This window comes from Streptomyces sp. NPDC043746 (assembly GCF_056436485.1).
This window is the reverse complement of sequence record NZ_JBWKCM010000006.1, coordinates 242,953-268,159: the sequence shown is the minus strand read 5'-3', so window position 1 is coordinate 268,159 and position 25,207 is coordinate 242,953. Positions and strand designations below refer to the sequence as shown.

Sequence of the window (25,207 nt, the reverse complement as noted above, 5' to 3'; positions counted from 1 at the left end):
GCATCGCTCGTTCCCTTTTTTTTTCTTTTCGGTTGGCGAGGCCGCGCTGCTTTTTTTTTCCCCCCCCCCCCCTCCCCCCCCCCCCCCTCCCCCCCCCCCCCCCCCCCCCCCGACGGCCTCACGGTCAGCGGTCTGATCGCTGAACCAACACGGCACGCCCGACCGCCTCCTCTGCCGCCCTTGCCGCCGCCGCTTCCCTTCTTGCGCCTGCTCCGCCTCCGCGGTGAGCCGGGGCCGCATGGTCCCGCCGCCCTCGCCGTGACGGGGTCGGTCTCAGGGTGCACGCGGTCTCCTCCCGCCGGTTGATCCTCGGCCGTTCGGGGCGATTCTAGGATCATCACCAGGGACCGGCGACCGGCCGGAGCGACGACCAGTGCGTGCGTATCCGCGCGTGTGGAGAACGGACCGACGGGCCAGTGGACGACGCCGACATGACACTGCTGGATGTACTGCTGGGCGCGGTCCGGAGGGCTCCCGGGCAGGTCGTCGTCCATGTCCGCGGTGACGGCGACGAGTTGGCCGTCACCTTCCGTGAACTCCTGGACGACGCGATGCGCGTGGCCGGGGGGCTGAGGGAGGCCGGCATCGCGCCGGGGGCCCATGTGCCCCTGCTGGCCGATCGCAGCGAGGACTTCCAGCCGATGTTCTGGGGCGCGCTCGCCGCGGGTCTCGTCCCCGTTCCGCTGGCTCCCGACGCCCGGCGCGTTCTGCCGATCTGGGAGCACCTGGGCCGGCCGCCCGTCGTCGTGGATGCGGCGAGCGAGTCGGTGGGGGCCAACCTGCCCGGTGACGCACGGTCTCTCCGCCTCGATGCGCTGCGCCGGGGGCCGGTGCTGCGTAAGGCCGCCGTCGCGGGACCGGACGAGGTCGCGTTTGTGCAGTTCTCCTCGGGGAGCACCGGTGCGCCCAAGGGGGTGGAGGTGACCCACCGTGCGGTGCTGGCCAATCTGGAGCAGATACGGGCAGCGTCGGGGCTCGGCTCCGGTGACGTCGTGGTCAGCTGGATGCCGTACTTCCACGACATGGGCCTCATCGGGACCCATCTCGCTCCGCTCGCCGCTCGGGCCAAGCAGGTGAAGATCGGGCCGCTGACGTTCGCCAAGCGGCCCCGGCTCTGGTTCGAGATGGCGGACCGGCACCGGGCCACCGTGCTCTCGGCGGCCAACTTCGCCCTCGCGCTGGCCGTCCGGCGAGTGCCCGAGGCGGTCGTCGGGCGGCTGGACCTGTCGAGCGTGCGGCTGATGCTGGTGGGGGCGGAGCCGATCGCGCCCGCGGTGTGGCGGGAGTTCGCGCGCAGGATGCGCCCGGCGGGCCTTGATCCGGCGGCGGCCCAGCCGGTCTACGGGCTGGCGGAGGCGACGCTGGCCGTGACCTTCCCGCCGCCGGGGGAGGTAGCGGAGCCGCTGGTCCTGGACCGGGCGGCGCTGGGCCGGGGCCTGGCCGTGGACACCGTGGCGGGGGCGGGGGCCCTGGAGCTGATGGACGTGGGGATCCCGGTGGCGGGGTGCGCCGTACGGATCGTCGACGACGGGGGCGCGGAGCTGGGCGACCGGCGGGTCGGGCACATCCTGGTGCGCGGCCCTCAGCTGGCCCGCGGCTACCACGGGCTGCCGGGTGCGAGCGCCGAGGTCTTCTCCGGTGGGTGGCTGCGCACCGGAGACCTCGGGTTCCTGCGGGAGGGGCGGCTGTGTGTCACGGGGCGCCACAAAGACGTGCTGTTCCTCAACGGCCGCACCTTCCACGCCCCTGACCTGGAGTCGGTCGCGGCGGCGACCCCCGGGCTGCCTCCGGGTGCCCCGGCGGTGGTCGGCTCGACCGATCCCGTGACGGGCGGCGAGCGCGTGGTCGTCCTCGTGCCCTGGGCCCGGCCGCCGCGGGAGGCGGCGGAGGTGCTCGAACGGGTCGCGGCGCGGGTGCGCGAGGCGCTCCTCCACGACGATGTGCGGGTGCTGGCCCTGGCGCCGGGGGCCTTTCCCCGTACGACGAGCGGAAAGCTGCAACGGCAGCGGCTGCGGGAGCGGTTCGAGGCGGGTGACCTGGGGGCGGGTGTGGTCGGTGCGCCTTCCGGTGGTGCGGGAGTGCACGCTCCCGCCCGGGCCGAGGCCCCCCGGTCGCGTGGCGAGGCCGAACAGGTCGTACGGGAGGTGTGGGCGAGGGTGCTGGGTCGGTCCGCCGGGTCGATCGGACTCCATGAGCCGTTCGGAAGCCTCGGGGGGACGTCGCTCAAGGCCATGGAGGTGCTCGTGGCTCTGGAGGACGCGTTCGGGCTGACCCTGCCCCCCGCGGTGATCCGTGACCACGACACCGTCGCCGCGCTCGCGGGGCATCTTCCGGCGCCCCTGCCGGTTCCGGATGCCGGGCCGGTCCGGGCCGTGTCCGCGCTCGCGGCCGACTCCGCCTCCGGCGCCGCCGTCGTCTCCCGGGACCGAGATGCCGGGGCGGCCTCCGCGGCTGTCATCGGGATGGCCTGCCGGTTTCCCGGTGCCGATACGCCCGACGCCTTCTGGGAGCTGCTCGTCGAGGGGCGCGACGCCGTCGCCCCCGTACCGGAAGGGCGTTGGGGCGGCTCCGGGGACGAGTCGTCGGCAGGGCACCGGGCGCGGTGGGGCGCTCTGCTCGACGATCCCGCCGCGTTCGACGCGGGTTACTTCGGTATCGGCGAGGACGAGGCCCGCGCGCTCGATCCGCAGGCGCGGATCTTCCTCGAGCTCGCCCATGAGGCCCTCGAACGTGCCGGATACGCGGGCCCCCGCCGGTGCGGCCGGCGGGTCGGGGTCTTCGCGGCCGTCGGGGAGAGCGGCTACCGGGAGGTGCTGGACCGTGCCTGCGCCGACGGGTCGCCTCTGCCCGGCGCGCTCACCGGGAATCTGCCGAGTCTCATCGCCGCCCGGGTCTCGCAGTGCCTCGATCTCGACGGGCCCGCGCTCGCCGTCGACACGGCCTGCTCGTCGGGGCTGGTCGCCCTCCACCTGGCGCGGCGCAGTCTGTTGGAGGGCGAGTGCGATCTCGCCGTGGTCGGCGGGGTCAACCTGCACTTGACGTCGACCGGTCACCGTCTGCTGGAGGACGCCCAGGCCCTCTCCCCGACCGGGCGCAGCCGCGCCTTCAGCGGAGACGCCGACGGGTTCGTGCCGGGCGAAGGGGGTGCGGCGATCGTCCTGACGCGGTTGGACACCGCGCGGGCCGGGGGCGATCGTGTGCTCGCGGTCGTCCGGGGCACGGCCGTCAACAACGACGGCCGCTCGATGAGCCTCATGGCGCCCAACCCGCTGCGCCAGCGCGAGGTCATCGGCCGGGCGTACGCGGCGGCCGGGGTCGATCCCGCCTCGGTCACCTATGTGGAGGCGCATGGGACGGGTACGGCCGTGGGTGATCCGATCGAGTTGCGGTCGCTCGCCCACGCGTTTCCCCTGCGGCCGGACGGGGAGCCACGGCTGCTCGGTTCGGTCAAGACGAACATCGGGCATCTCCTCAACGCTGCCGCTCTGCCGTCCCTGGTGAAGGTCGTGCTGGCGCTCGGCCACCGCAGGCTTCCCCCGTCGCTGCATCACGCCTTCCCCGCGCCGGGGCTCGCGCCCGCCGGGTTCTCCGTGGTGACCGAGGCCCGGGAGTGGACCTCCTCCGAACCGCTCGTGGCGGGCGTCAACGCGTTCGGTTTCGGCGGCACCAACGCCCATGCCGTGCTGGAGGAGGCTCCGCTCCAGGTCCCGGAGACGGAGGCCCCGCGCGCGCAGGTTCCGTACGCGAACGCCGCGGACGCGAAGCTCCCGCACTCCGGTCTCCCGTACTCTGGTCTCGGGTACGCGAGCGGCTCGGGCGGGGACGCACGTCTGCTGACCCTGTCGGCCCGCAGCGCGGACGGGCTGCGGGCGGCGGCGTGCCGGTTGGCCGCTCATCTGGACGCGCATCCGGAGCTGGGCGAGGGGGATGTGTGCCTGACCGCGAGCACCGCGCGGGACCACGGCCCCCACCGGCTCGCCGTCGTCGCGGAGGGTGACCTCCGCGCCCGGCTCTCCGCGGCCGCCCCGCGCGGCGGTGTTGTCGCCCGTTCGCGGCCCCGGGTCGTCTTCCTGCTTCCCGGGCAGGGTGCGCAGTTCCCCGGTCGGGACCGGGCGCTGTACCGTACGGCCCCCCTGTTCCGCGACACCCTCGACGAGGCGTCCGCCCTCCTGGGACCGGTGCGGGGGCGGGCCCTGGTGGAGTGGGCCCTGGACCCGGATGTCGACCCCGCCGACCAGGCACTCACCGAGGTGGCGCAGCCGTTGCTCGTCGCCTCCGGGATCGCGCTCGCCCGCCAGCTGCGGGAGTGGGGCGTGGAGCCCGACGCGGTCGCCGGGCACAGTGTCGGGGAGATCGCCGCGGCCTGTGTGGGCGGGGTGCTGACCCTGCGGGACGCCGTGGGGTTCGCCGCCGAACGCGGCCGTCTCATGGAGGCGTTCACCGGGGCCGGGGCCATGCTCGCCGTGCGTGGGGGCGAGGAGGCCGTCGCGGCCCTGATGACCGGTGGGGGCGCCGGAGGTGGGGAGGGGGACGGGCCCGGGGCGGGGGTCGGCGAGGGCCTTGCCGTCGCGGCGTACAACGGTCCGGGGCTTCAGGTTCTCTCCGGTTCCGTCTCCGCCGTCGAGCGCGCCGCCCGTCATCTCGGCGGCCAGGGCATTCCCGTACGTCGCCTGCGCGTCTCCCGGGCCTTCCACTCGCCGCTCATGCTCCCGGTGGCGGAGCGGCTCGCCGACGCGGCGCGTGCGCTCACCCTGCGGGAGCCGTCCGTCCCGCTGATGAGCACGGTCACCGCCGAGTGGCAGCCCCGTCTCGGCCCGGAGTACCTGCGCGACCACGCCCTGCGGCCGGTGCTGTTCGGGGCGGCCGTGGGGCGCCTGGCCCGGGAGGGGTACGACACGTTCGTCGAGGTCGGGCACGGGCCGACCCTGTCCGGCGCGGCCCGCGCGGCGGTGGGGGCGGTGGGCACCGCGGTGGCGGCGGACTCGGTGGTACGTCGTGCGGCGGGGGCGGACGAGGACGTGGCGCGCGGCGACGTGCTGGTGCTTCCCGCCCTGCCCGGCGGTTTCGGCGACCGTACGGCACGCGGCGGCGGGCGGCGCGCGCTGCTGGAGACCGTCGGGCGGCTGTGGTCGCGGGGTGTGCCGTTGGACCGCACCGCGCTCGACGCGGGCCACCAGCGGGTCGCGCTGCCCACCTACCCCTTCCGGCGCGACCGGTACTGGGCCGATCCTCCGGTGAGAGCGCTGCTGCACCGGGTGCGGTGGGAGGACTCCGCGCCGCCGAAGGCCTCGGCGGCGGTCCGGTCCGTGCTGCTGACCGGGCCCGATGCCGTGGCCGTCGGCCTGCTGGGACGCCGACTGGCGGCCGAGGGGATCCCGTTGCATACCGGGGGCGAGGAGCCGCCGGACGCCGTGGTCCTGGTGGCCGGGTCCGCCCCCGGTGCTGAGGAAGGCGCCGATGCGGTCGGCCGGGCACAGGAGATGGCGCTGGCCGCCTTCGACGTGGCGCTCGACGGGCTCCACGCGACGCGGGCGCGCCGGATGGTGGTACTGACGCAGGACGTCCACACCACGGGAGTCGCGCCCGAGCGGCCGCGGCCCGCCCATGCGGTGCTGGGCGGGGCGCTGCTGGCCCTGCCGGTGGAGACACCGGGCCGTTCGGCCGTCGGGGTCGACCTCTGCTCGCTCGACACCCCCGCCCAGCGGCTGGCGGCCGTGCTCGCCGAACTCCGGGCGGACGACGACGGCGCTGCGGGCGAGGCCACCGCGGTCGCCTGGCGCTCCGGCCGCAGGCTCACCCGCCGCATCGTGCCCCTGGCAGCCCAGGGGGCCGACGTGTCCCCGTTGCCGTCCGACGGGACCTTCCTCATCACCGGGGGCGGCGGGGGGATCGGGGGCGCGCTCGCCCGGGAGCTGGCCGGACAGGGCCGGCCCACCCTCGTACTCGCCGGGCGCTCACCACAGCCTCCGGCAGGCCTCGTCGGGGAACTCCGGGCGCTGGGCGCCACCGTCCACTACCGCGTGGCCGATGTCTCGGTGGAGCGGGACGTCGACGCGCTCATCGGCCGGCTCCCCCGTCTGGACGGCCTCTTCCACGCGGCGGGGGTGGTGCGGCCCGGCACGCTGCGGAACCGGCGCGCGGCGGAGACCGCCGACACCCTGGCCGCGAAGACGAGGGGCGCCGTGCTGCTCTCGGCGGCCCTGCGGCGGCACAGGCTCGATCCGATGGTCTGTGTCGCGTTCTCGTCCGTCTCCGCGCTGCTGCCCGGTCTGGCGGGCGGCCTGGCCGAGTACGCCGGTGCCAACGCCTTCCTCGACGCGTTCGCGGCCTCGGAGCGGCGGGCGGGCAGGCCCTGGCAGTCCGTGAACCTCGCCGCGTTCGCGGGGACGGGCATGGCCGCGGCGCTCGGCACCGGTTCCGGGCCCGGCGCCACCGTCCTGCAGCGGGCTGGCGGCTGGCCGGTGAGCACCGCTGCCGCGCTGGCGGCGCTCCGTACGGCGTGCGGGGTCGACGCGGCGCAGGTGGTGCTGGCCGATCTGGAGCCGTCGTGTTCGCGTGCGGATCCGGCCCTGCCGTCGTCCACCGGTCCGGAGTTGTCGTCCGTGCCCGCCCGTCCGGTGCGTACGGAGCGCTCGGACGCCGTCGCCCGAGCCGGAGCGCCGCTGCCCGGGGCGGGGGCGGCACCCGAGTCCGTACCGGAAGCACGACGGCGGTCTTCGGCCCCGGGCGGGGTGACCGAGCCGGCCGCCGACGGCTCTGCGCGTACGGGTGCGGGTACCGCAGCGTTGCTGCGCCGGCTCCTGGGCGCGGCGTTGCGGCTGCCGCCCGCCGAGATCCCCGACGACGCCCCGTTCCTCTCCCTCGGCCTGGACTCCCTGGCCGCCGTCGACCTCGTACGGCAGCTCGAAGGGGAGTTGGGCACCGCCCTGCCCGCCACGCTCTTCTTCGAGTACCGGACCGTCCGCGAGCTGGCCGCTCATCTCGACGCCCCCGCCGGTCCGGCGCCGGTACCGTCCCCGGCCCCTTCCCCGGTCGCGGACGGGGTGCCCTTCCCGCTCACCCCGGTCCAGCTGGCCCTGCACACCGGCGGGCGGCTCCATCCGGACATCCCGGCCCACGGATATGTCCGCCAGACCATCCAGGGCCCTCTGGACACCGGACTCCTCGGCCGCGCCCTCACCGCGCTCGCCGACCGGCACTCCATGCTGCGGATCCGTGTCGAGAGCGGGGCGGGCGACGGGGTCGGCGGGGCGCCCCGGCAGTACGTCGCGCCCGCCACCCCCCTCTCCGACTGGTACGAGGTGCGCGAGCGGCCCGGTCCCGTCGAGGAGCTGGAGAACGCCCTGCGCAACCGGCCGTTCGACCTCTCCGCGGAGCCCCCCGTACGCGCGGTCCTCGCCCTCGAAGCCCCGGACCTGGCCCACCTTGTGCTGGTGATCCACCATGCGGCCGGTGACGGCTACAGCCTCAACGTCCTCTCCGGGGAGCTCTGGTCCCTCTACAGCGCCCTCGCTCGGGGGCAGGAGGCTCCTTCCGAACTGCCCGCCCTCTCCACCGACTTCGCGCGGTACTCCGCCGCTGCCGCCACGGAGCGGTCCTCCGCGGCCGGTGCCGAAGCCCTCGCGGCCGACCTCCGCTACTGGTCCGGGCGGCTGGCCCGCCGGGGCGAGGCGCTGCGGCTGCCGTACGACGGTGATCCGGGGGCCCTCCCGGCCGCCCCTCTGGCCACCCATCTCAGCGCCCTCGACGCGCCGTCGACGGCGGCGCTCAGGGAGCGGGCGGCCTCGCACGGGGTGAGCCTGTTCCAGCTGCTGCTCGCCGTCCATGTGCGGTGTCTGGGCCGGTGGAGCGGCGGGCAGCGCGAGATCGCGGTGAACGTCGCCCGTGCCCGGCGCGAGGCCCGGCTGCCGGGGGTGGACCGGCTGGTGGGGCCGCTGGCCGACACTCTCCCGCTGCTGTGCGAGAGCGATCCGGACGAGTCGGTGTGGGAGCTGGCCGAGCGGATCGGGCGGCTCTGGCTGGAGAGCGAGCGGCGTGCGACGCCCACCAGCCTCGACCTGGCCCGGCTGCTGGTGCCGGGGCGCCCGGCCGCGGCCGGGCCGGGGGCCGCCGGCCCGGCCGTCGGCGGGCCGAGGACGGTGAGCCCGGCCGGGTTCAGCTTCGCCCACTTCCCGGCCGCGCTCGACGCGCGGTGCCCGGTGACAGTGCGGCCGACCGCCGCCGGGACCGGGACGCCCGCGACCCGGCTCAGCCTGCTCTGCTGGCAGGACGACACGGTCCTGCGCTTCTCGTGGAACTTCCCCGTCCACCTCTTCGACCCGGCGACGGTGGCCCGCCTGGACCGCGACTTCCACGAGGAGCTGGCCGCCCTCGGCGGGGCGGACGGACCGACCGCCCCGGGCAGGGCCGAGGCCGCGCACCCGGCAGCCGGGTCCGCCACGATCGTGGAGCGGCTGCTCGCCCGGTTCCGGGCCGCTCCGGACGCGATCGCCGTCGACACGGGCGCCGGGCAGAGTGGCGACGGCGACCCCCAGGTCGGGCAGGTCACCGGCTCCACCCTCACGTACGCCGAACTCGACCGCGCCTCCTCTGCGCTCGCCGCCCGGCTGGTGGCCCACGGCGTCGCCCCGGGGAGCCTGGTCGGGCTGCTCACCGAGCCCGGGGCCGACGCCGTCGTCTCGGTCGTCGCCGTCCTGCGCGCGGGCGCCGGCTGGGTGCCACTGGACGCCGGCCATCCGACCGCGCGCCTCGCGGACCAGCTCCGCCGTTCAAACGCCCGTACGGTGCTCTGCCACGCCGCGACCCGTGCGGCTGCCGAGGCCCTCGGTGACGTCACCCTGGTCCCCGTCGACCTGCCGGAGCCCGCACCGCGGGAACACGGGAGCGTGCCGGAGGGTCCCGTCGACAGGGACGCCCCCGCCTATGTGATCTTCACCTCCGGGTCCACCGGGCGCCCCAAGGCCGTACCCATCACCTACCGTTCGATGGAGAACTACCTCTCCTGGGCCGTCCGCACCTTCGGCTACGACGAGCACGACCGCCTCGCCCAGACGGCTTCGCTCTGCTTCGACGCCTCCGTGCGCCAGCTCCTGGCCCCGCTGCTCGTCGGGGCGACCGTGGTGACGGTGGGCCGGGACCTCCTGCGCGATCCCGATCTCCTGCTCACCCACGTCGAACGCGCCCGGATCACCGTGTGGAGCTCCGTGCCGACTCTCTGGGAGCAGCTCCTGACCGCCTCGGAGGAGCGGGTACGGCGCGGAGGGCCGCGGCCCGGTCTCTCGGCCCTCCGCTGGATCCACGTCGGCGGCGAGGCCCTGCCGCCCGCCCACGTACGCCGCTGGTTCGATCTCTTCGGCGACGGCCAGCGCATCGCCAACCTGTACGGGCCGACGGAAGCGACCATCAACACGACCTGCCACATCATCCGCTCCCGGCCCGCCGATGAGGTGACGCAACTGCCCATCGGCCGTCCCGTGGCGGGTACGGAGGTGGCGGTCGTCGGCCCCGACGGGGAGGAGCGTCAGCCCGGCGAGGCCGGTGAACTCCTGATCTCCGGGGTCGGGTTGACGCCCGGCTACCTCGGTGAACCGGCTCTGACCGAGGCCGCCTTCACCACCCGGCGAGGGCGGCGCTGGTATCGCAGCGGCGACCGCGTGCGGGCGCGCGAGGACGGCACCCTGGACTTCCTCGGGCGCCTCGACGACCAGGTGAAGGTCCGCGGCAACCGGGTCGAGCCGGGCGAGATCGCAGCCGTGCTCCAGGCGCACCGGGACGTCGCCCAGGCCGTGGTCCTGCTCCGGGACGGCCGCCTCGTCGCGTTCGTGACGCCGAGGACGGGCGCATCGGGCGTGGACCCGGCGGCGCTGCGGGTCCATCTCGCGGCGACGCTGCCGCCGTACATGGTGCCGTCCCGCATCGTCCCGGTCGGCAGCATGCCGCTCACGGACAACGGGAAGATCGACCGGCGTCAGCTGCTCGCCCTGGGGACGGGGTCGGGAGCGGGGGCGGTCGCTGAGGATCGGACGGACGGCGCGGAAGGTGCGAACGCGCCGGTGCGGGCCGGGGATGTCCTCCGTACGCCGCCCTCGACGCCCACCGAAGTCCGGCTGGCGCGCATCTGGTCCGCACTGCTCCAGGCCGACGACGTCTGCCGTGAGGACGACTTCTTCGCCCTGGGCGGCGACTCCCTGCTCGTGCTGGAGGTGTTCGCCCGGCTGGAGAAACAGGGCGGTCCGCTCCCCCGGCCGACGGTGATCTACCGTCACCGGACCCTCGCCGCCCTGGCCACCGCCGTGGACACGGCCGCTCCGTCGGATGCTCCGATTCCCGCGGTCCAGGAGACCGGCGGGGAGGGGCCCACGCCTTTCCCGCTCACCCCCACGCAGCGGGGCTTCCTGCTGGCCGACGCCCTGGCGCCGGGTTCGACGTCGTCCTGGCTCACGCGGCTGCGCCTGCGCGGCCCGCTCGACACCGCCCGTTTCCAGGCTTCGGTGGACGCCCTCGTCGTGCGGCATCCCATGCTGCGTACGGTCTTCCCCGCCGGGGCGCGCCCGGCCGTCCAGCAGGAGCTGCCGCCGTCGCTGCGGCTGCCCGTCGACTTCGAGACCCTCACGGCCCCGCACCAGGTGGAGGACAGGGTCGCCGCCGAGCGGGAGCGCCGCTTCGAGCCCTGGGCGTGGCCGCTCCTGCGCCTGCGGGTGCTCACGGTGGCCCCCGACGACCACGTCCTCGTGGTACACGCGCACCACATCATCGGTGACGGCTACAGCGCGGCGCTCCTGATACGGGAGCTGACGACCGTGTACGACGCGCTGTCCAGTGGCGAGGAACCGGCCCTGGCCCCTCTGCGCGGCACCTTCCGCGACCACGCCGCCCGCCGCGCCGGCCGGGGCTCCGGCACAGCTGCCGTCACGTCGGCTCCCCCCTCGGCTCCGGCTCCGGCTCCGGCGCGGGACGAGGGCCGGTGGGCGCGGCTGAGCGCGCCCTACGATCCGCCGGTGCTCGGTGACGGCGAGGGCGGGGAGCGTCGTCAAGCGCCTTTTCTCACCCACTCGTTGACGATCGAGGCCGACCACGTGGAGAAGCTGCGCGACCTGGCCTCCCAGGTGGGCGCCACCCTCTACGCTCCCGTGCTCACCGCGTACTACCGGGCGCTCGTGGCGGAGACCGGGCGGGCGGACCTGGTGCTGGGTCTGGCCCTGAGCGGCCGGGACCACACGCTGGCCGACGCGCACCGGGTGTTCGGGCCGTACGCCACCGCCGTACCCCTGCGGCCGGTCCATCCGGGCGCCGGAGGGCCGTTCGACCACGCGGACTTCACCGGAGATCTCCGGCGTATCGTCGCGGAGTCCGTGGCGGCGCAGGTCCATGACGGTCCCGTGCCGTCGCTGCCCACCGGGCTGCCCCTGGCCTCCCAGTTCTTCTTCACCTTCCTGGACTTCTCCGCCCTCGGGCCGAAGAGCGGGCGCACCCTGGCGGTACACCGTGACGACAGCGGCGGCGAGAGCGGAAGCGGGTACACACCGCCTCCGGTCGGTACGGACGTGTTCCTGGCGGCGGGGTTGGACGCAGGGCGGCTGCGGCTCACCGTCCGCGCGTCGGCGGCGGCGTTCACCCCGGACGGCCTGGCCGTGTTCGGCCGCAGGATCCGGGACGGGCTGGCGCGCGCGGTGGCCGTGCCGCCGGTGCCGGAACAGCGGCATGGGGGGAGCCCGGTCGCACCGAGGGTGATCGCCGGTCCCGACCCGGTCGGGTCCGGGCCGAAGCCACGCATGGACGCGGCGCTGATCGGCTACCTGCCGTCCCCGGCCCACCTCGCGCGGCTGGCACGGCTGCCGCAGGCGGACCTGCCGCGCGAGCAGGTGCGCGCCCTGCTCTTCCCCGACGGGGGCCCCCGGCTCCTGGAGACGCTGGGCACGCCGCTGGGGCGGTCGGGCTTCGTCTGCGTCCCGCTCTTCGCGGACGAACTGGCGCCTGGCGACACGCTGCTCGGGCACACCGCACGCGGGGTGGACCTCGCCGCCTCCTTCGGCGCCCGGTCCGTCTCGCTCGCCGGGATGATCCCCTCGCTCACCGGATACGGATTCGACGTCGTGCGCGCCATCGGTGCGGGCGGGGGCGCCCCGGCCGTCACCACCGGCCATGCGGCGACCGTGGTCTCCGTCGTGAAGACCGTCCACGCCGCCCTCGAAGCCACCGGGCAGGAGTTGAGCACCCTCACCGTGGCGTTCGTAGGGCTCGGTTCCATCGGCTCCTCCTCCCTGGAGCTGCTCCTCGGCCGTGCCCCGGCCCCGCCCGCCCGGCTGCTGCTCTGCGACGCACCGGGGAGCGGTCCACGCCTCGACGAGTTCGCCGAACGGCTTCGCGCACGCCATCTCGCCGACGCCGTCGACGTCCTCGAATCGGACGGGGGGCTTCCCGATGCCGTGTACGGGGCGCACCTCATCGTCGCGGCGGTCAGCGGCGGCGGAACGCTGCTCGACGTGGACCGGCTCGAACCCGGGACGACGGTGGTCGACGACTCGTTCCCGCACTGCTTCGACACGGGGCGGGCCGTCAGCCGGATGGACCGGGCGAAGGACGTCCTGGTCGTCGGGGGCGGACTGCTGAGCGTCGGGACCGTCGAACGGCAGGTGGCCGAGGGGCTGCCGGCCGCCGCCGTGGCCGGCTATCTCGCGCAGCCCTCGATCCCGGACACCATCGCGTCCTGCCGGCTGGAGTCCCTGATCCACGCCTCCGGAACGACGGACCTCCCGCTGGTCCGGGGCCCGGTCGGCGCGGCCACCGGCCGCGCCTACTGGGCGGCGGCGGAAGCCACCGGAACGCGGGCAGCGCCGCTCCACCTGCTCATCCGCACCATCGACAGGGACATGGCCCGGCAGATCCCGAACCATCGGGGCCGACCGGAGCGCCCAGACCACCAGCGCCGCCCGGACCGGCGTTTCGGGAGCGAAACGTAAGAATTGTCTCTCCGTGCCCTCCGTCCCCTCCGTCCGGTCGGAAATCTTCCGGACGGACGGACTCCGGGAGGAGCGATTCACTTTCCGGTCGACCGTCTCCGGAGCGAAAGGCGACGGAGTCGCACATCCCGACCTCCGGATCTTCCCGGGAGCAAATGCGGGGGGATCGGGCGGGTCCCGGCCTCCGCATCGCCATCAGCCGGTCACCGCACTTTTTTGGACGCTCCCTTACCGTCGCCTTGGCCGGTTAAGGCGCTGCTCCAGGGGTCGTGGCGCGATCTACGCTGCCGAACCGGTGCACCGAAGCACCGGTCCCGCCCACGACTCCCGGAGCACACATGTCACGTCCCGAGATGTCCACCACCTTCGATCTCAGCACGCTGGATCTCGGCGAGATCACCGTCACCGCGATGCGCGACACGGCCGGAATAGGCGAGTCCACCTATTCGCTGTCGTCCTCCTCCTCGACGTCCTGTCAGGGCTGCAGCGGGTGCAGCGTCCAGCCGCCGCTGCCGCTCGACACCGCGTGACGCAGGAGCTGTGAGGGCTTCCGCGGCGCCGTCGGTCCCGTTCGCCGGGCCGACGCGGTGCCGCGGAGGCCCGTACGCGTGCGTACCCCGCGGCCCGCCCGAACCGTGTGTCGGCCCCTGTCCGACGCCCAGCCGACTGGATCGATGTGAACCCGCCCCTACCGGAACTCCGGCTGCCCGCGCCCTCCCCCCGCACGGGGCAGGCGGCGCCGCTCCCCCGGATCGCGCCCGGCGCGCTGGTCCGTACGACCCTGCTGAGCCTGCCCGCCGAACCCGGTCCCGTCGGCACGTTCCGGGTGGCGCTGGCCGAACTGGTGGCGCTGGAGGGGCGGCTCGCGGCCCTGGCCCCCGCCGTCGGTGACGCGCTGTACGCGAGCCGGGCGGGCCACACGGAGGACTTCCACCGCGAGGTGGTACTACCGCTGCGCCGCGCCGTGCACAACGGGCGCGATCCCCGGCCCGCCCTGCTCCACCGCCTGGACGACCTGCCCGACCGGGTGCCCGAACTGCGCGCCTGGCTCGCCGCGCGCGGGCGCAGGGAGGAATTGCTCACCGCCCTCCGGTCCGGGGCCGCCCCCGCCCTCACGGCCGGACGGTCGGTGCTCGCCGGCCTCTGCCGGGAGCCCGCGTTCCTGCGCGCGGTCTCGTTCACCAGCGCCGATCTGCTGCGGGCGGTGGTACGACTCGGCCAGGACGGGCCGGTGGACCGCAGGGCGCGGAAGGAGGAGGCGGGCGTCCTGCGTCATGTGACGCGGGCGGTCGCCCGGACGACGCCGCTGTCCGCGTTCACGGCCGTCGGCTGGGGGGTGCTGCCGGGGCTGCCGGGCGGGGAGGGAGCAGCGGCTGCGGGGGGCTGGAGCGGCGCGGAGCTGGGGGCCGCCCGGGCCGGGTGCGGGGCGGGTCCCGAAGCCGCCGGGGCCGGGGGCGTGGTGGATGCCGGGACCTCGGGGTCCAGGAGCGCGGTGGAGCCCGGAGCCTTCGAGGCCTGGAGTGCCGTGGATCTGCCGCTGCGGTCGGCCTCTGCCGTCGTCCGCGCCAACCGGACGCTGGTGGACACCCTGTTCGGGGCGCTCGCCGCCGACCCGCGCCGTCGCTCCACGCTGCCGCATCGCCTGTGCAGCAGTCCGCGTGTCTCCGACGGCCGTGTCTCCTTCGCCCGCTCCCGTACGGCCTTCACCGCCGCGCGCTTCCTCGCGGTGGAGGACGACGAGGTCACCCTCGGCGCGGTGGAGCCGCTGCTCCAGCTGGCCGAGCTGTGCGATCCCCCGGCCACGCCCGCCGCCCTGGCGGGCATGCTCGTCGCGGAAGGCGAGGACCGGCCGGGCGGGGCGGACACACCAGGAGCGCTCGACGCGGCCTCTGCCTTCATCCGACAGGTCTGTGACGCGGGGCTCCTCGTCCCCGTGGCGCCCTTCGGCCCGCAGGACCCGGACCCTCTCCCCGCGCTGGCCCGCTGGCTGCGGGACACCGGTGCGCCGCAGGACGGCGAACCGGCCCTCCGCATCGAGGAAATCACCTCCCTCACCGACGAGTTCGGCACCGCGGAACCCGGCCGTCGGGCCGCCCTCCTCGCCACCCTCAGGGACCGCTGGGCAACGCTCCTCGACGAAGTGGGCCGACCGGTGGGCGCTGCCGTCGGCCGCCTCACTGTGCTCAGCGAGGACGTCGTCCTGCGCAAGCCCGTACGGCTGGACGGTCTGCTCGGCGGCAGGGACCACCGGGCGATAGCCGAACTGGCCTCCCTGGCCGAGGTGTTCGACCTCGGTCCGGTGGTGCGCCGACAGGTGCGGGACAGCTTCGTCCAGCGGTACGGACCCGGCGGGGTCTGCCCGCACGTGTGGGACTTCGGCGCGGCTGCCGACGAGGCGTGGCAGCGGGCCGCACGGGCCGTCGACAGTGCTGACGGGGATACGGCGGGTACGGACGGGGGCGACGGGTCCACCGCCGCCGACGGCGTGCGCCGGCTCGCCGCACTCCGGGCCGAGCTGGTGGCGGCCGTGCACCGGGCCCATGCCGACAGCGGCGAGGGGCCCGACGACGACGTCGTCCTCCCGCCCGGCCTGGTGACCGGGCTCCGCACCCGGATGCCGTCGTGGGCGACGCGGCGCCCGGTCTCGTACACCGGGTTCCTCCAGCGGGCGCCCGGCGGGCTGTTGTGCGTGAACCACGTGTACGGGGGGTGGGGGCGCTTCATCAGCCGGTTCCTGGACTCCGTGGATCCCCGGGCCGTGCGCGAGACCGCCGCCGCCGTCTCCGGCGCGCTCGGGCCGGGTGCCGGAGCGGCCCAGGTGCGGCCGGTCAGCGGGTTCAACGCCAACCTGCACCCCCGGTTCGCGCGGGACGAGATCGGGGCGGACCGCTCGTACGCCTCACTCGGCATGGACGACGTCGAACTCGTCCACGACCTGGGCGGGGATGAGGTACGGGTCCGGGTCAAGGAGACGGGTGCGTGGGCCGATGTGCTCTACGCCGGGGTGTTCGCACCGCTCCTGCTGCAACCGCGGCTCGCACCCCTGCTGTTGGACCACCCGCACGGCATCACCGACTTCGGCCCGCTGGTGCCCCGTCACCTCACCGCTGTGCCCGGCGGGGACCTGGTGCGCACGCCCCGCCTGCGCCACCGCCACCTCGTTCTGCGCCGACGCCGGTGGGAGCTGGCGGGCGGCACGGTGGCCGCGCTGCTCGGGGAGCTGGCGGACGAGGGCGAGGTGCCGGTGGCGACGGTGGCACGGTGGCGGGCCCTGCTCGGCGTGCCCGACCAGCTCTATCTGCGTGCCGCGCCGCCGGGCCGGGGCGAGCGGGCGGACGAGGATCTGCTGCGCGCCCTCGACCGCCCCAAGCCGCAGTACGTCGACCTCGGTGACGCGCTGCATCTGCGCTGCCTGGGCAAGTGGCTGGCCCGCCATCCGGACGGGGTGGTCCTGGAGGAGGCGCTGCCCCCACCGGCCCGGGGCGAGCGGCACACGGCGGTGGAGCTGGTGGTGGAGACCTACCGGGCCGGGCAGACGCATCGAAGGAGCGAGCGGTGAGCGTCGACCGGGCCGCCGAGGGCGTCGCCCAGGCCACGCCGGACGCACAGGACGTCCTCGATGCGCTGGACTCGTTGGGACGGTGGAGGCTACGGCCCGGAGTATCGGTGACCGTGCTCCACAACGGCGTACATCTGCGGGGCTGGATCACCAGCCTCACGCTGGAGGGCGGGGACGGTCTGCCGGTGCTCTGGGGCCGTCTGGCCGGGGCGCTGGCAGCGGACGAGGAGCGGAGCCGGGCCGCCTGCGCGGAGCTGGCGCGCGCGGCTCCGGCGGAGTCGCCGCTCCGGGCCGCGCTGCTCACGGTCGTCGGCCGGTTGCTCGACCATGACCTGCTGATCGAGCGTTCGGGCGAAGAGGCCCGGGGCGATGCCGGGCAGTGGCTCGGGGCGGTGGCGGACCGGCCGGCCGCTGCGGGTGCCGCGCTCGCCCGCAGCCGGGCGCGGGTCCTCGGCGCGCACCCTGACGGCCCGCTCGCCCGTGCCGCCGCGCGGGCGTTGAACCGCGCCGGTCTCCGTGCAAAGACCGTGGAGGCGGCCGAACTGCCGGACGGACAGGTGCTGTTGGTCGCCTCCAACCCTGGCGGTCCCCCGGGTTCGGGCCGGGGGCGGGAGGCGGCGGAGCAGGCCGTGGCGGTCGGCGTGCGGGCGGGTCTCGGCTTCGTCACCCCCGTGGGCAGCACCGGGCAGGCTCGCGCCGACGCCTGGGCGCTGGCGGGCCGGCTGCGTCGGCGGGAAGCCCCCGCCACGGCTCCCGTGCATCCCGCGTTGCCCGTGCTCCTGGCCTCCTCCGCCGCGCAGCGGCTGATGTGCGTGGTGGCCGGGTTGCGCGATCCGTCCGCGGAGGCGGGCGACGCCCGGCTGCTCCCCGACCTGCCGACGGTGCTGATCGCGGAGCAGGGGCCCTCAGGGGCCTTGCGTGGCGAGTACCGGAGCTGGCCGGGCCCCGTGCTCGTGGACGCCGACCGGGTCCGCGCGCGTGCTGCCGTGCGTACGTTGTCCGAGGCCCTGGCCCGTATCCCGGTGCTCGGCGACCGCTGGACCGGGGTGCTGGACGAACCGGACCCCGGGTCGCTCCCCCAGCTGCCCGCGGCCCTGGTCCGCTGTGCGGTGACGGGCGGTGATCTGGTGTCCGGTGGCGCGCGGGCCGACCTGGCGCGGCTGGAGGCGGTCTGCCGTGCGGCCGAACTCGCCCTGGGAGGCGACGGATCGGGTCCGGTGGTGGTCGGGGCGGGCATGGAGCACGCGCGCGGGCTGGCGCTGCGGCGGGCGGCGGGCCGGAAGGCCGCAGGGCGGCGGGATGCCGTGGGCGGCGACACCTACCACCCCATGCCCTGGAGCCCGGAGATCGCACACCACCCGCAGGCGCTGCACTGGTGGTCCGTCCTGGTCGGGCGCCTGGGCGTCGACGCGGAGGTCGCCGTGGAGCGCCTGGGCACAGGCAGTACGGGCGTGTTCGGCGCCCGGGTCGTCCGCAGGCATCGCCGTACGACGGCGGGTACGCCACCCGAGCTGCTCGGCTCGGCCGTCGAGGCCACGGTCGACGACGCCGTCGCCTACGCCGCGCTCTGTGCCGTCGTCGGGGTCCAGGCCGCCGCCGACGCGCCGCACGCCCGGCAGTCGGCGCGCCCCAGTGGTGCCGCGGCGGCGCTCGCCCGGTCCGCGGAGGCGGCTCCCTGGGAGGACGCCGGGTGGACCACCGCATGGCTGGCGGAGTCGGCCGACCGGGAGCCCGGTCTTCAGGAGGCCCTGACCTCCCTGACCGGGTGGTCCCCGCGGCCGTGGGAGCCGTCGGCCGGTGCGGACGCCGACGTCCATGCGCTGTGGTCGGCTCTGCGGCAGTGCGGCTTCACCCTGCTGTCCGCCCGGGCCGACGCTCCGACCGCCCACCCCGGCCCCGGCAGGCACCCCACCACCCCCGCGGAAGGACCCCGGTGACCGTCACAGACCCGCTCCGGCACGCGCTGTCGCAGGAGACGCCCGCGGTCGCCGTCCTCGACACCGCCGACGCCCTGCGCCTCACCGAGGGCAGCGCGGTCGTGGTCCTGAACTCCTGGACCCTGGGGGAGGCCGAGGACCTGTCCCGGCATGCGCTGAACCATCCGGTGACGCTCGTCCCCGTCCGGGGCGACGGGGCGCTGACCGTCGTGGGGCCCGTGCTGCGGCCCGGCGCGCGGGGGTGTCTGGCGTGCGGCGAGTACCGACGGCTGGCGACGATCGGTGGCCGGGTGCCGTGGCACAGCCCCGGGCTGCGACTGGCGGGCCGCCCCTCCCCCGCGTTCGCCGACGCGATCGCCGTCCTGGCCGCAGCGCTCCCCGACGGCGACGGGGCACTCGTCCACGTGGTCCACAACGGCCGCGGCACCTGGTCGACCCACCGTCTGGAGCCCGTCGGCGGGTGCGCGGTCTGCCTGCCGCTGCCGCCGGACGGGCCCGGGGCCGCCGAGGCGGACTTCGGCCCGAGGACGCGTCGGCCACCGGGGGTTCCCTGCGACCCGGAGTCGCTGCGCGAGCCCAACTCCCGTACGGACGTGGCGGGTCTGCGGGAGGTGCTGTTCGACGAGCGGTTCGGGCCGGTCCACCGGATCCTGCGCACCGAGGAGTCCGTACACAGCCTGACCAGTGCGTACGTGACGTACGGCCGCCACCTCCGGGACGGCGGCTACGGCCGGTCCATCGACTTCCTGGGCAGCGAGCGGGTCGCGCTCTTCGAGGGAGCGGAGCGCCTGGCGTCGATGAGCCCCACCGGCCAACGGACGGTGCTGCGCGCCTCGTTCGCGGAGCTGGGCCCCGGGCGGGCAGTCGATCCGGCGCGGCTCGGGCTGCCCGACCCCGCCCACCACCATCACCCCGCCTCCGCGACCGTCCCCTACACACCGGATCTCGAACTCGACTGGGTGCACGGCTGGTCCCTCACCCGGGACCGTACGACGGCGGTGCCCGAGCATGTGGCGTACTGGGACGCGAGCCCGGGGCGGCCCCGCGTGGTGTACGAGTGCTCCAGCGGCTGCGGGCTGGGCAACAGCCCCGCCGAGGCGGCGTTGTACGGGCTGTTCGAGGTGGCCGAGCGGGACGCGTTTCTGATGGCCTGGTACGCGCGCACCCCGCTGCGGCGGGTCTCCGTTCCGGCGGACGACCCGGAGGTGGCGCATCTCGTGGACCGTGCGGCGCTCGCCGGATACCGGGTGTCCCTGTTCGACGCGACGAACGACTTCCGGGTGCCCGCCGTCATCGCCGTCGCCCGGCACCGGGGCGAGCCCGCTTCCGCGCCCCGGGCGTTCGTCGCCGCCGGGAGCCACCACCATCCGCGTACGGCGATCCGGTCGGCCGTCGCGGAGGTGGTGACCAATGTGGTCAACGCCGTCCACCGGCACCGGGCCGAACCGGACATGTTCGACCGGCGGCGGCTGCTGCCGATGCTGGAGCGGCCCGAGCTGGTGCGGACGCTCACGGACCATGTGGCCGTCAACACCCTCCCCGAGGCCCTCCCCCGGCTGGACTTCCTCCTCCCGGGCGGCCCGGACGGGCTCGACGGCCCGGACGGGCCGGGGGCGGACTGGCGGGACGTCTGGCCCGGGGCGTCCGCGCCGCGGCCCGTCACGGATGTGCGGACCGTGCTGGAGCAGACCGTGACCCGGCTGGCCGGTCTCGGCCTGGAGGTCGTCGCCGTACCTCTGAGCGAGTCCGTCGTACGGGACCGGCTGGGGCTGCACACGGCGAAGGTCGTGGTCCCCGGGTCGCTGCCGATGACCTTCGGGCACGTCAACCGGCGCACGCTCGGCCTCGACCGGCTGCTGGAGGTGCCGTTCCGGCTGGGGCGTGCGCCCCGCGTGGCGCGCCACGACGAACTCGCCCTCCACCCGCACCCTTTCCCGTGACTCCCGCCATGCCCGCCACCGACCACCTCACCGGAGCAGGAACTCATCCCGTGACCCACGGCCCCGACGACCACACCTGGCTCGGCCTCCACTGCTTTCTCCGCTCCGCACCCGAGGACGTCGACGCCTTCCTCACCGAGGAGGTGGCCCCGCTCCTGGACGGACTCGTCGCCGGGGGCGAGGCAGGCGGGTGGTTCTTCGTCCGGTACGACGAGGGCGGCCACCATCTGCGGATCCGGGTGCGCGGGGCGTCGAAGCCGACGGCCGTTCTTCTGGCGGACGCTCTCGCGGACGCGGCCGGGCAGCTGCCGGACGCCGGAACCGGGCAGGCGGAACACGCCGAGGTCCGCGTGGTGCCCTACGTCCCCGAGACCTCGCGCTACGGAGGGCCGGCGGCCCTGCCGGTGGCGGAGGAGGTGTTCCAGCGCTCCAGCCGGGTGGCCGTGCGGGCGGTCCGGGAGACCCCGCGCGGCAGCGCCCGGCTCGCCCTGGCCATCGACCTCGCGCACACCACCGCCCTCGCCTGCGGCATGGACCGACTGGCGGCGGCCCAGTGGCTGCGGCGCCACGCCGCGGGCTGGCGGTGGGCCGAGGACGTGCCGCTACTGAGCCCCCGGTACGTCCACGCGAAGGTCAACAGCGTCTACGCGCTCCAGCGGGACGGTCTCGTGAGTCGTGCGCGGGGCGTGCGGCGGGCGCTGAACGACGGTAGTGCCCCGGCTGTGCTCACCGACTGGTACGACGCCGTCCGCGAGGCCGACCTGGCGCTGCGCTCGGCCTGCCCGCAGCCAGGCCGCCCGCACGTCTGGGCGTCCCAACTGCACATGCTCTGCAACCGGCTGGGCCTGGCGCCCGACGAGGAGCGGGCGGTATGCCGGCTGGCCGCGCGGACACTGCTGGACCGGGGTGAGGATCCGTCGTACTTCCCGGACGATCACACCTCACCCGACCGGCACTATCTGGAGCGGAGCAAGTTCCACCTGGGGCGGGAGGAGGACTCGGCACCCCGTAACGTACCGGTCCATGAGCCGGACGGCGGGCCCGCCGTCCGGCGCGGTCTCGAACTTCCTCTGCCCGCAGGCCCGTTCCCGGCGGCGGAGCTGCGCAAGGTGATGAACAGCCGGGTCTCCCGGCGGGGTTCGCTTACCGGGCCGCTGGACGCGGCGACGCTCGGGACCCTGCTGTGGGGCGCGCACGCGTCCGGGCACGAATCGGTCCTCCGGTTCGCCGACGGCGGTGAACGGCTCATGCGCCACCGGCCGTATCCGAGCGCGGGCGCCCTCTACACCGCCGGCCTCCGGCTCATCGCGCTGGATGTGCGGGGGCTGGCCCCGGGCACCTACCAGTGCGTCCCGCACCGGCGCACACTGCGGTACGTCGGTCCGGCCCCCGCCATGGACGACATCGCGTCGCTCTCCTCGTACCTCTCGCGCTCCGAGGACGACCCCGACGGCATCGCCCCGGACGCGCTGCCGGTGGTGCTGGGCCTCTACGTCGACCTCGGGCGGCTCCGGGAGCGTTACGGTCTGCGAGCCCTGCGGCTGGGGCTCCTGGAGGCGGGCCATCTGGCGCAGTCGCTGCTGCTCACCGCCACGGCGCTCCGGCTGGGCAGCACACCGCTCGGCGGGTTCCGGGACGATCTGGCGCACGAGGTCTTCGGTCTCGACGACCTCGACCAGCCCCTCCAGTACCTGCTGCCGGTGGGCCGCCACCGGGAGTTGGCCGCCACCTAGAGCCGTCGCCCCGTGGAGTCCTCGGCACATGGAGAGCCGCCGGCCCGTCAGGCGAACGCTTCGAGGGCGGCCTTCGCCGCTCCGGCGATCAGGGCGTCGTCGCGTTCGGCGTCCTTGGTGGAGCGGCGGGAGAGGACGGCGATCGCGATCGGGGCGGCGCGCGGGGGCCAGACGACGGCGATGTCGTTACGGGTCCCGTAGCCGCCGGTGCCGGTCTTGTCACCGACCTCCCAGCCGCGGGGCGTGCCCGCGCGGATGGTGTGGTCGCCGGTGGTGTTGCGCTTGAGCCAGTCGGTGAGGAGGGCCCGCTTCTCCTCCGGGAGGGCGGGGCCGAGCGCGTACGCACGCAGGTCCGCGGCCAGGGCGCGGGGCGTGCTGGTGTCCCGCAGGTCGCCGGGGGCGGCCTCGCTGAGGGCGACCTCGTAGCGGTCGCAGCGGGTGGCCTCGTCCCCGAGCCCGCGCAGGGCGTCCTGGAGGCCGCGGGGGCCACCCAGTTCGCGGAAGAGCAGGTTGGCGGCGGCGTTGTCGCTGTAGCGGATGGTGGCGTCGCAGAGTTCGCGGAGGGTCATGCCGGTGGCGACGTGCTTCTCGGTGATGGGCGAGTGGCTGATGATCTCCTCCTGGCCGTAGCGCACGAGGCGTTCCATCTGCGGGAGGCTCTTCCTGGCCAGCACGGCACCGGCGAGCAGGGCCTTGCAGGTGGAGGCGTACGCGAACCGTTCGTCGGGGCGGTGGGCGACGGTCCGTCCGTCTCCGGTGTCGACCGCGTACACGCCGAGCCGGGCGTCGAACCTCCGCTCCAGCTCGGCGAAGGCGCGGTCCGTGCGGGGCGGGTTCTCGCGGGGTGTGGGCGAGGCCGAGGGGGTGGGGCCCGGGCTCCGGCCGTCCGGGCCGTTCACCGCGTCGGACGCGGTGCCCGGTGCGGCCGTGGAGCAACCGGTCAGCGGGAGCAGCGCGGCACCGGCCAGCGCGGCGAGCACGGAACGACGGGAGGCGGGGGCTGCGGGGGTGGAGGGCACGGCGGAGGTCCTCTCTCGACGGTGATCGTGCGGCCGACGGTCGGCGTGCGACCGGCCGACGGTGCCCGTGGCGCCCGTGGCGCCGGTCGCGGACGGGGTCCGGCCGCTGGGTCGGCTTCCCGGAGTCAAACCCGCCGCCGGTCGGTATGTCGAATACGATCTCGGCATCGGAGTGATTCATCAGCCATATCACCGCATGCCAGGGAGGCGGAGTGCTCACGGAACGGCACCTGGAAATCTTCGTCGCGCTGGCGGAGGAGGAGCACTTCGGTGCCGCCGCCCAGCGGGTGGGGATCACTCAGCCGCCGCTCTCCCAGGGGCTGCGGCGGCTGGAGGCGCTGCTCGGTGTCCGGCTGTTCGAGCGGGAGCGCGGAGTCTTCCTCACCGAGGAGGGCGCGCTCCTGCTCCCGCACGCCCGCCGGGCCCTCGCCGCGCTGGCCGAGCTGCGGGAGACCGGGGCCCGTGAGCACGCGGACGGACGCAGGTTGCGGCTGGGGCTGGCGCCCGAGGTCCCGGCGCCGCTCGCGGCCGATGTGGCGGCCGCGCCCGTCCGGGCCGGTGACCGGGCCCGGATCAGCACGGTGACGGCTCCGACCGCGTCGCTGCTCTCCGATGTCGCATCGGGCCGTCTGGACCTCGCGGTGGTCCGTCATCCCTCGGTGCTGCACGGTCTCGCCGCCGGGCAGGTGGTCCTCCTGCCGACATGGATCCTCACCCCGGCCGGCACGGCGCGCCCCGACCGGTCGGCGGGGACCGGCGACGCCGCGGCGGCCGGTGCTGCGGCGGTTGGGCGACTGCCCGTGGCCGTACGCCCCCGGGGCGAGGCGCCCGCCGCGCACGACCTGTTCGTGGACACGCTGGCGAGCCGCGGCCGACCGGTGGAGACGGTGGTGGTCGCGGACGAGCGGGCCGGGCTGGCGCTGGTGGCGGCGGGCCAGGCCGTCCTGGTCACGGCGGACGAGACGCTGACGGCCTCCCGGGTCGAGCGGCGGCGGGCGACCGATCCGCCCCTCCCCCTGCGGCTGCGGGTGGTGTGGAACCCCCGTCGCTCCGGTGCGGCCGGTGAGGATCCGGCCGCGACCGCCCGGCTGCTGGAGGACGCTCTGGCCGGGGGGACGGCCCGATGAGCGGCACGAGGCACGGCGGTGGCGGCGCGGATCGCACCATCCGCTCCCTGTTCGACGACGCGGGCGTGCGGGGCTGGCTCCATGTGGCGGAGCTGGACCGGCCGTCGGCCCGTGTGGTCCTCGACCCGGACGAGCAGGTGCCGATGGGCTCCGTCTACAAGGTCGCGCTGATGGCCGCCTTCTGCCGGCTGGCCGACGCGGGGCGGGTCGACGCGCGCCGACGGGTCACGCTGGAGGCCGCCGACCGGGTGGCGGGGCCCACGGGCCTGTCCATCCTCCGTGATCCCGTCACCATGTCGCTGCGGGATCTGGTGGTGCAGATGATGAGCATCTCCGACAACACCGCGGCCCATGCCGTGCTGCGGGCGGTCGGTGCCGATGCCGTCGACGGGATGTGTGCCGATCTCGGTCTGCCGCGCACCCGGATCCACGGCGGGGTGGTCGGCACGTACGACCGGCTGCTCGCCGATACGGGCGCCGGGTCGTTGGACGCCGCCATGGCCCGGGTCGCGGACAACGACACGGTCGCCCCGCCGGACGTCTACGACCCCGCGTACAAGGCGTCCTCCACCCCGGCCGAGACCGCGCGGCTGCTCCGGGCGATCTGGACGGACCGGGCCGCCTCCCCGCAGAGCTGCGCCTTCATGCGCGCGGCGATGCGCACCCAGCCGTGGACCCACCGGCTCGCCTCCGGATTCCCGTACGACGAGGTGACCGTCTACGGCAAGACCGGCACGTTCGGCTCCATGCGCCACGAGGCAGGAGTGGTGGAGCTGGCGGACGGCAGCCGCTACACGGCCGTGGTCTTCACCCAGGCCGCCCGCGCCGACCGGAAGCTCCCGCGCGCGGACGCGGTGATCGGTGCGGTGGCCCGGGTCGCAGTGGAGGAACTGCGCCGGGGCCAAGGCGTCTGACCGTCGGTCGGGGGCGTGT

9 protein-coding genes are annotated in these 25,207 nt (G+C 75.4%); 8 read left to right on the top strand and 1 reads right to left on the bottom strand.

All coding sequences use genetic code 11. The annotated features are described in order from the left end of the window. Positions 1-431: 431 nt before the first annotated feature. The 6 genes from AC0682_RS09865 to AC0682_RS09840 all read left to right on the top strand — a co-directional run bounded on the left by AC0682_RS09865 (position 432) and on the right by AC0682_RS09840 (position 22,128). Entirely contained in the window at positions 432-12,959 is a 12,528-nt protein-coding gene (locus AC0682_RS09865; protein WP_478532025.1) for an amino acid adenylation domain-containing protein, read from the top strand. 338 nt (positions 12,960-13,297) lie between these two features. Further along, on the top strand, positions 13,298-13,489 hold the full coding sequence (locus AC0682_RS09860; RefSeq protein WP_478532024.1) for a thiazolylpeptide-type bacteriocin: 192 nt from the start codon (positions 13,298-13,300) through the stop codon (positions 13,487-13,489). A 146-nt stretch (positions 13,490-13,635) separates the two neighbouring features. Continuing rightward, positions 13,636-16,518 carry a lantibiotic dehydratase gene (locus tag AC0682_RS09855; RefSeq protein ID WP_478532023.1) on the top strand — a complete coding sequence of 961 codons (2,883 nt, stop codon included), beginning with the start codon at positions 13,636-13,638 and terminating at the stop codon, positions 16,516-16,518. Continuing rightward, positions 16,515-18,455: a hypothetical protein gene (locus tag AC0682_RS09850; RefSeq protein ID WP_478532022.1), complete on the top strand. Its 1,941-nt coding sequence runs from the start codon at positions 16,515-16,517 to the stop codon at positions 18,453-18,455. Before AC0682_RS09855 ends, AC0682_RS09850 begins: the two co-directional genes overlap by 4 nt. Continuing rightward, positions 18,452-20,395 (top strand): TOMM precursor leader peptide-binding protein, encoded by a 1,944-nt coding sequence (locus tag AC0682_RS09845; protein ID WP_478532021.1) that lies wholly within the window; start codon positions 18,452-18,454, stop codon positions 20,393-20,395. The genes AC0682_RS09850 and AC0682_RS09845 overlap by 4 nt, the downstream gene beginning before the upstream one ends. A 50-nt stretch (positions 20,396-20,445) precedes the next feature. Beyond that, the gene (locus tag AC0682_RS09840; protein ID WP_478532019.1) at positions 20,446-22,128 is read left to right on the top strand and encodes a thiopeptide-type bacteriocin biosynthesis protein; all 1,683 of its coding nucleotides are present in this window, start codon (positions 20,446-20,448) and stop codon (positions 22,126-22,128) included. Positions 22,129-22,175: 47 nt separating this feature from the next. Here AC0682_RS09840 and bla read toward each other — a convergent pair whose 3' ends face one another. Further along, positions 22,176-23,147: a class A beta-lactamase gene (bla, locus tag AC0682_RS09835; RefSeq protein WP_478532018.1), complete on the bottom strand. Its 972-nt coding sequence runs from the start codon at positions 23,145-23,147 to the stop codon at positions 22,176-22,178. 212 nt (positions 23,148-23,359) lie between these two features. Between bla and AC0682_RS09830 the strand changes: the two genes are divergently transcribed. Further along, positions 23,360-24,274 carry a LysR family transcriptional regulator gene (locus AC0682_RS09830; protein WP_478532017.1) on the top strand — a complete coding sequence of 305 codons (915 nt, stop codon included), beginning with the start codon at positions 23,360-23,362 and terminating at the stop codon, positions 24,272-24,274. Continuing rightward, positions 24,271-25,188: a serine hydrolase gene (locus AC0682_RS09825; RefSeq protein ID WP_478532016.1), complete on the top strand. Its 918-nt coding sequence runs from the start codon at positions 24,271-24,273 to the stop codon at positions 25,186-25,188. The genes AC0682_RS09830 and AC0682_RS09825 overlap by 4 nt, the downstream gene beginning before the upstream one ends. Positions 25,189-25,207: the final 19 nt, after the last annotated feature.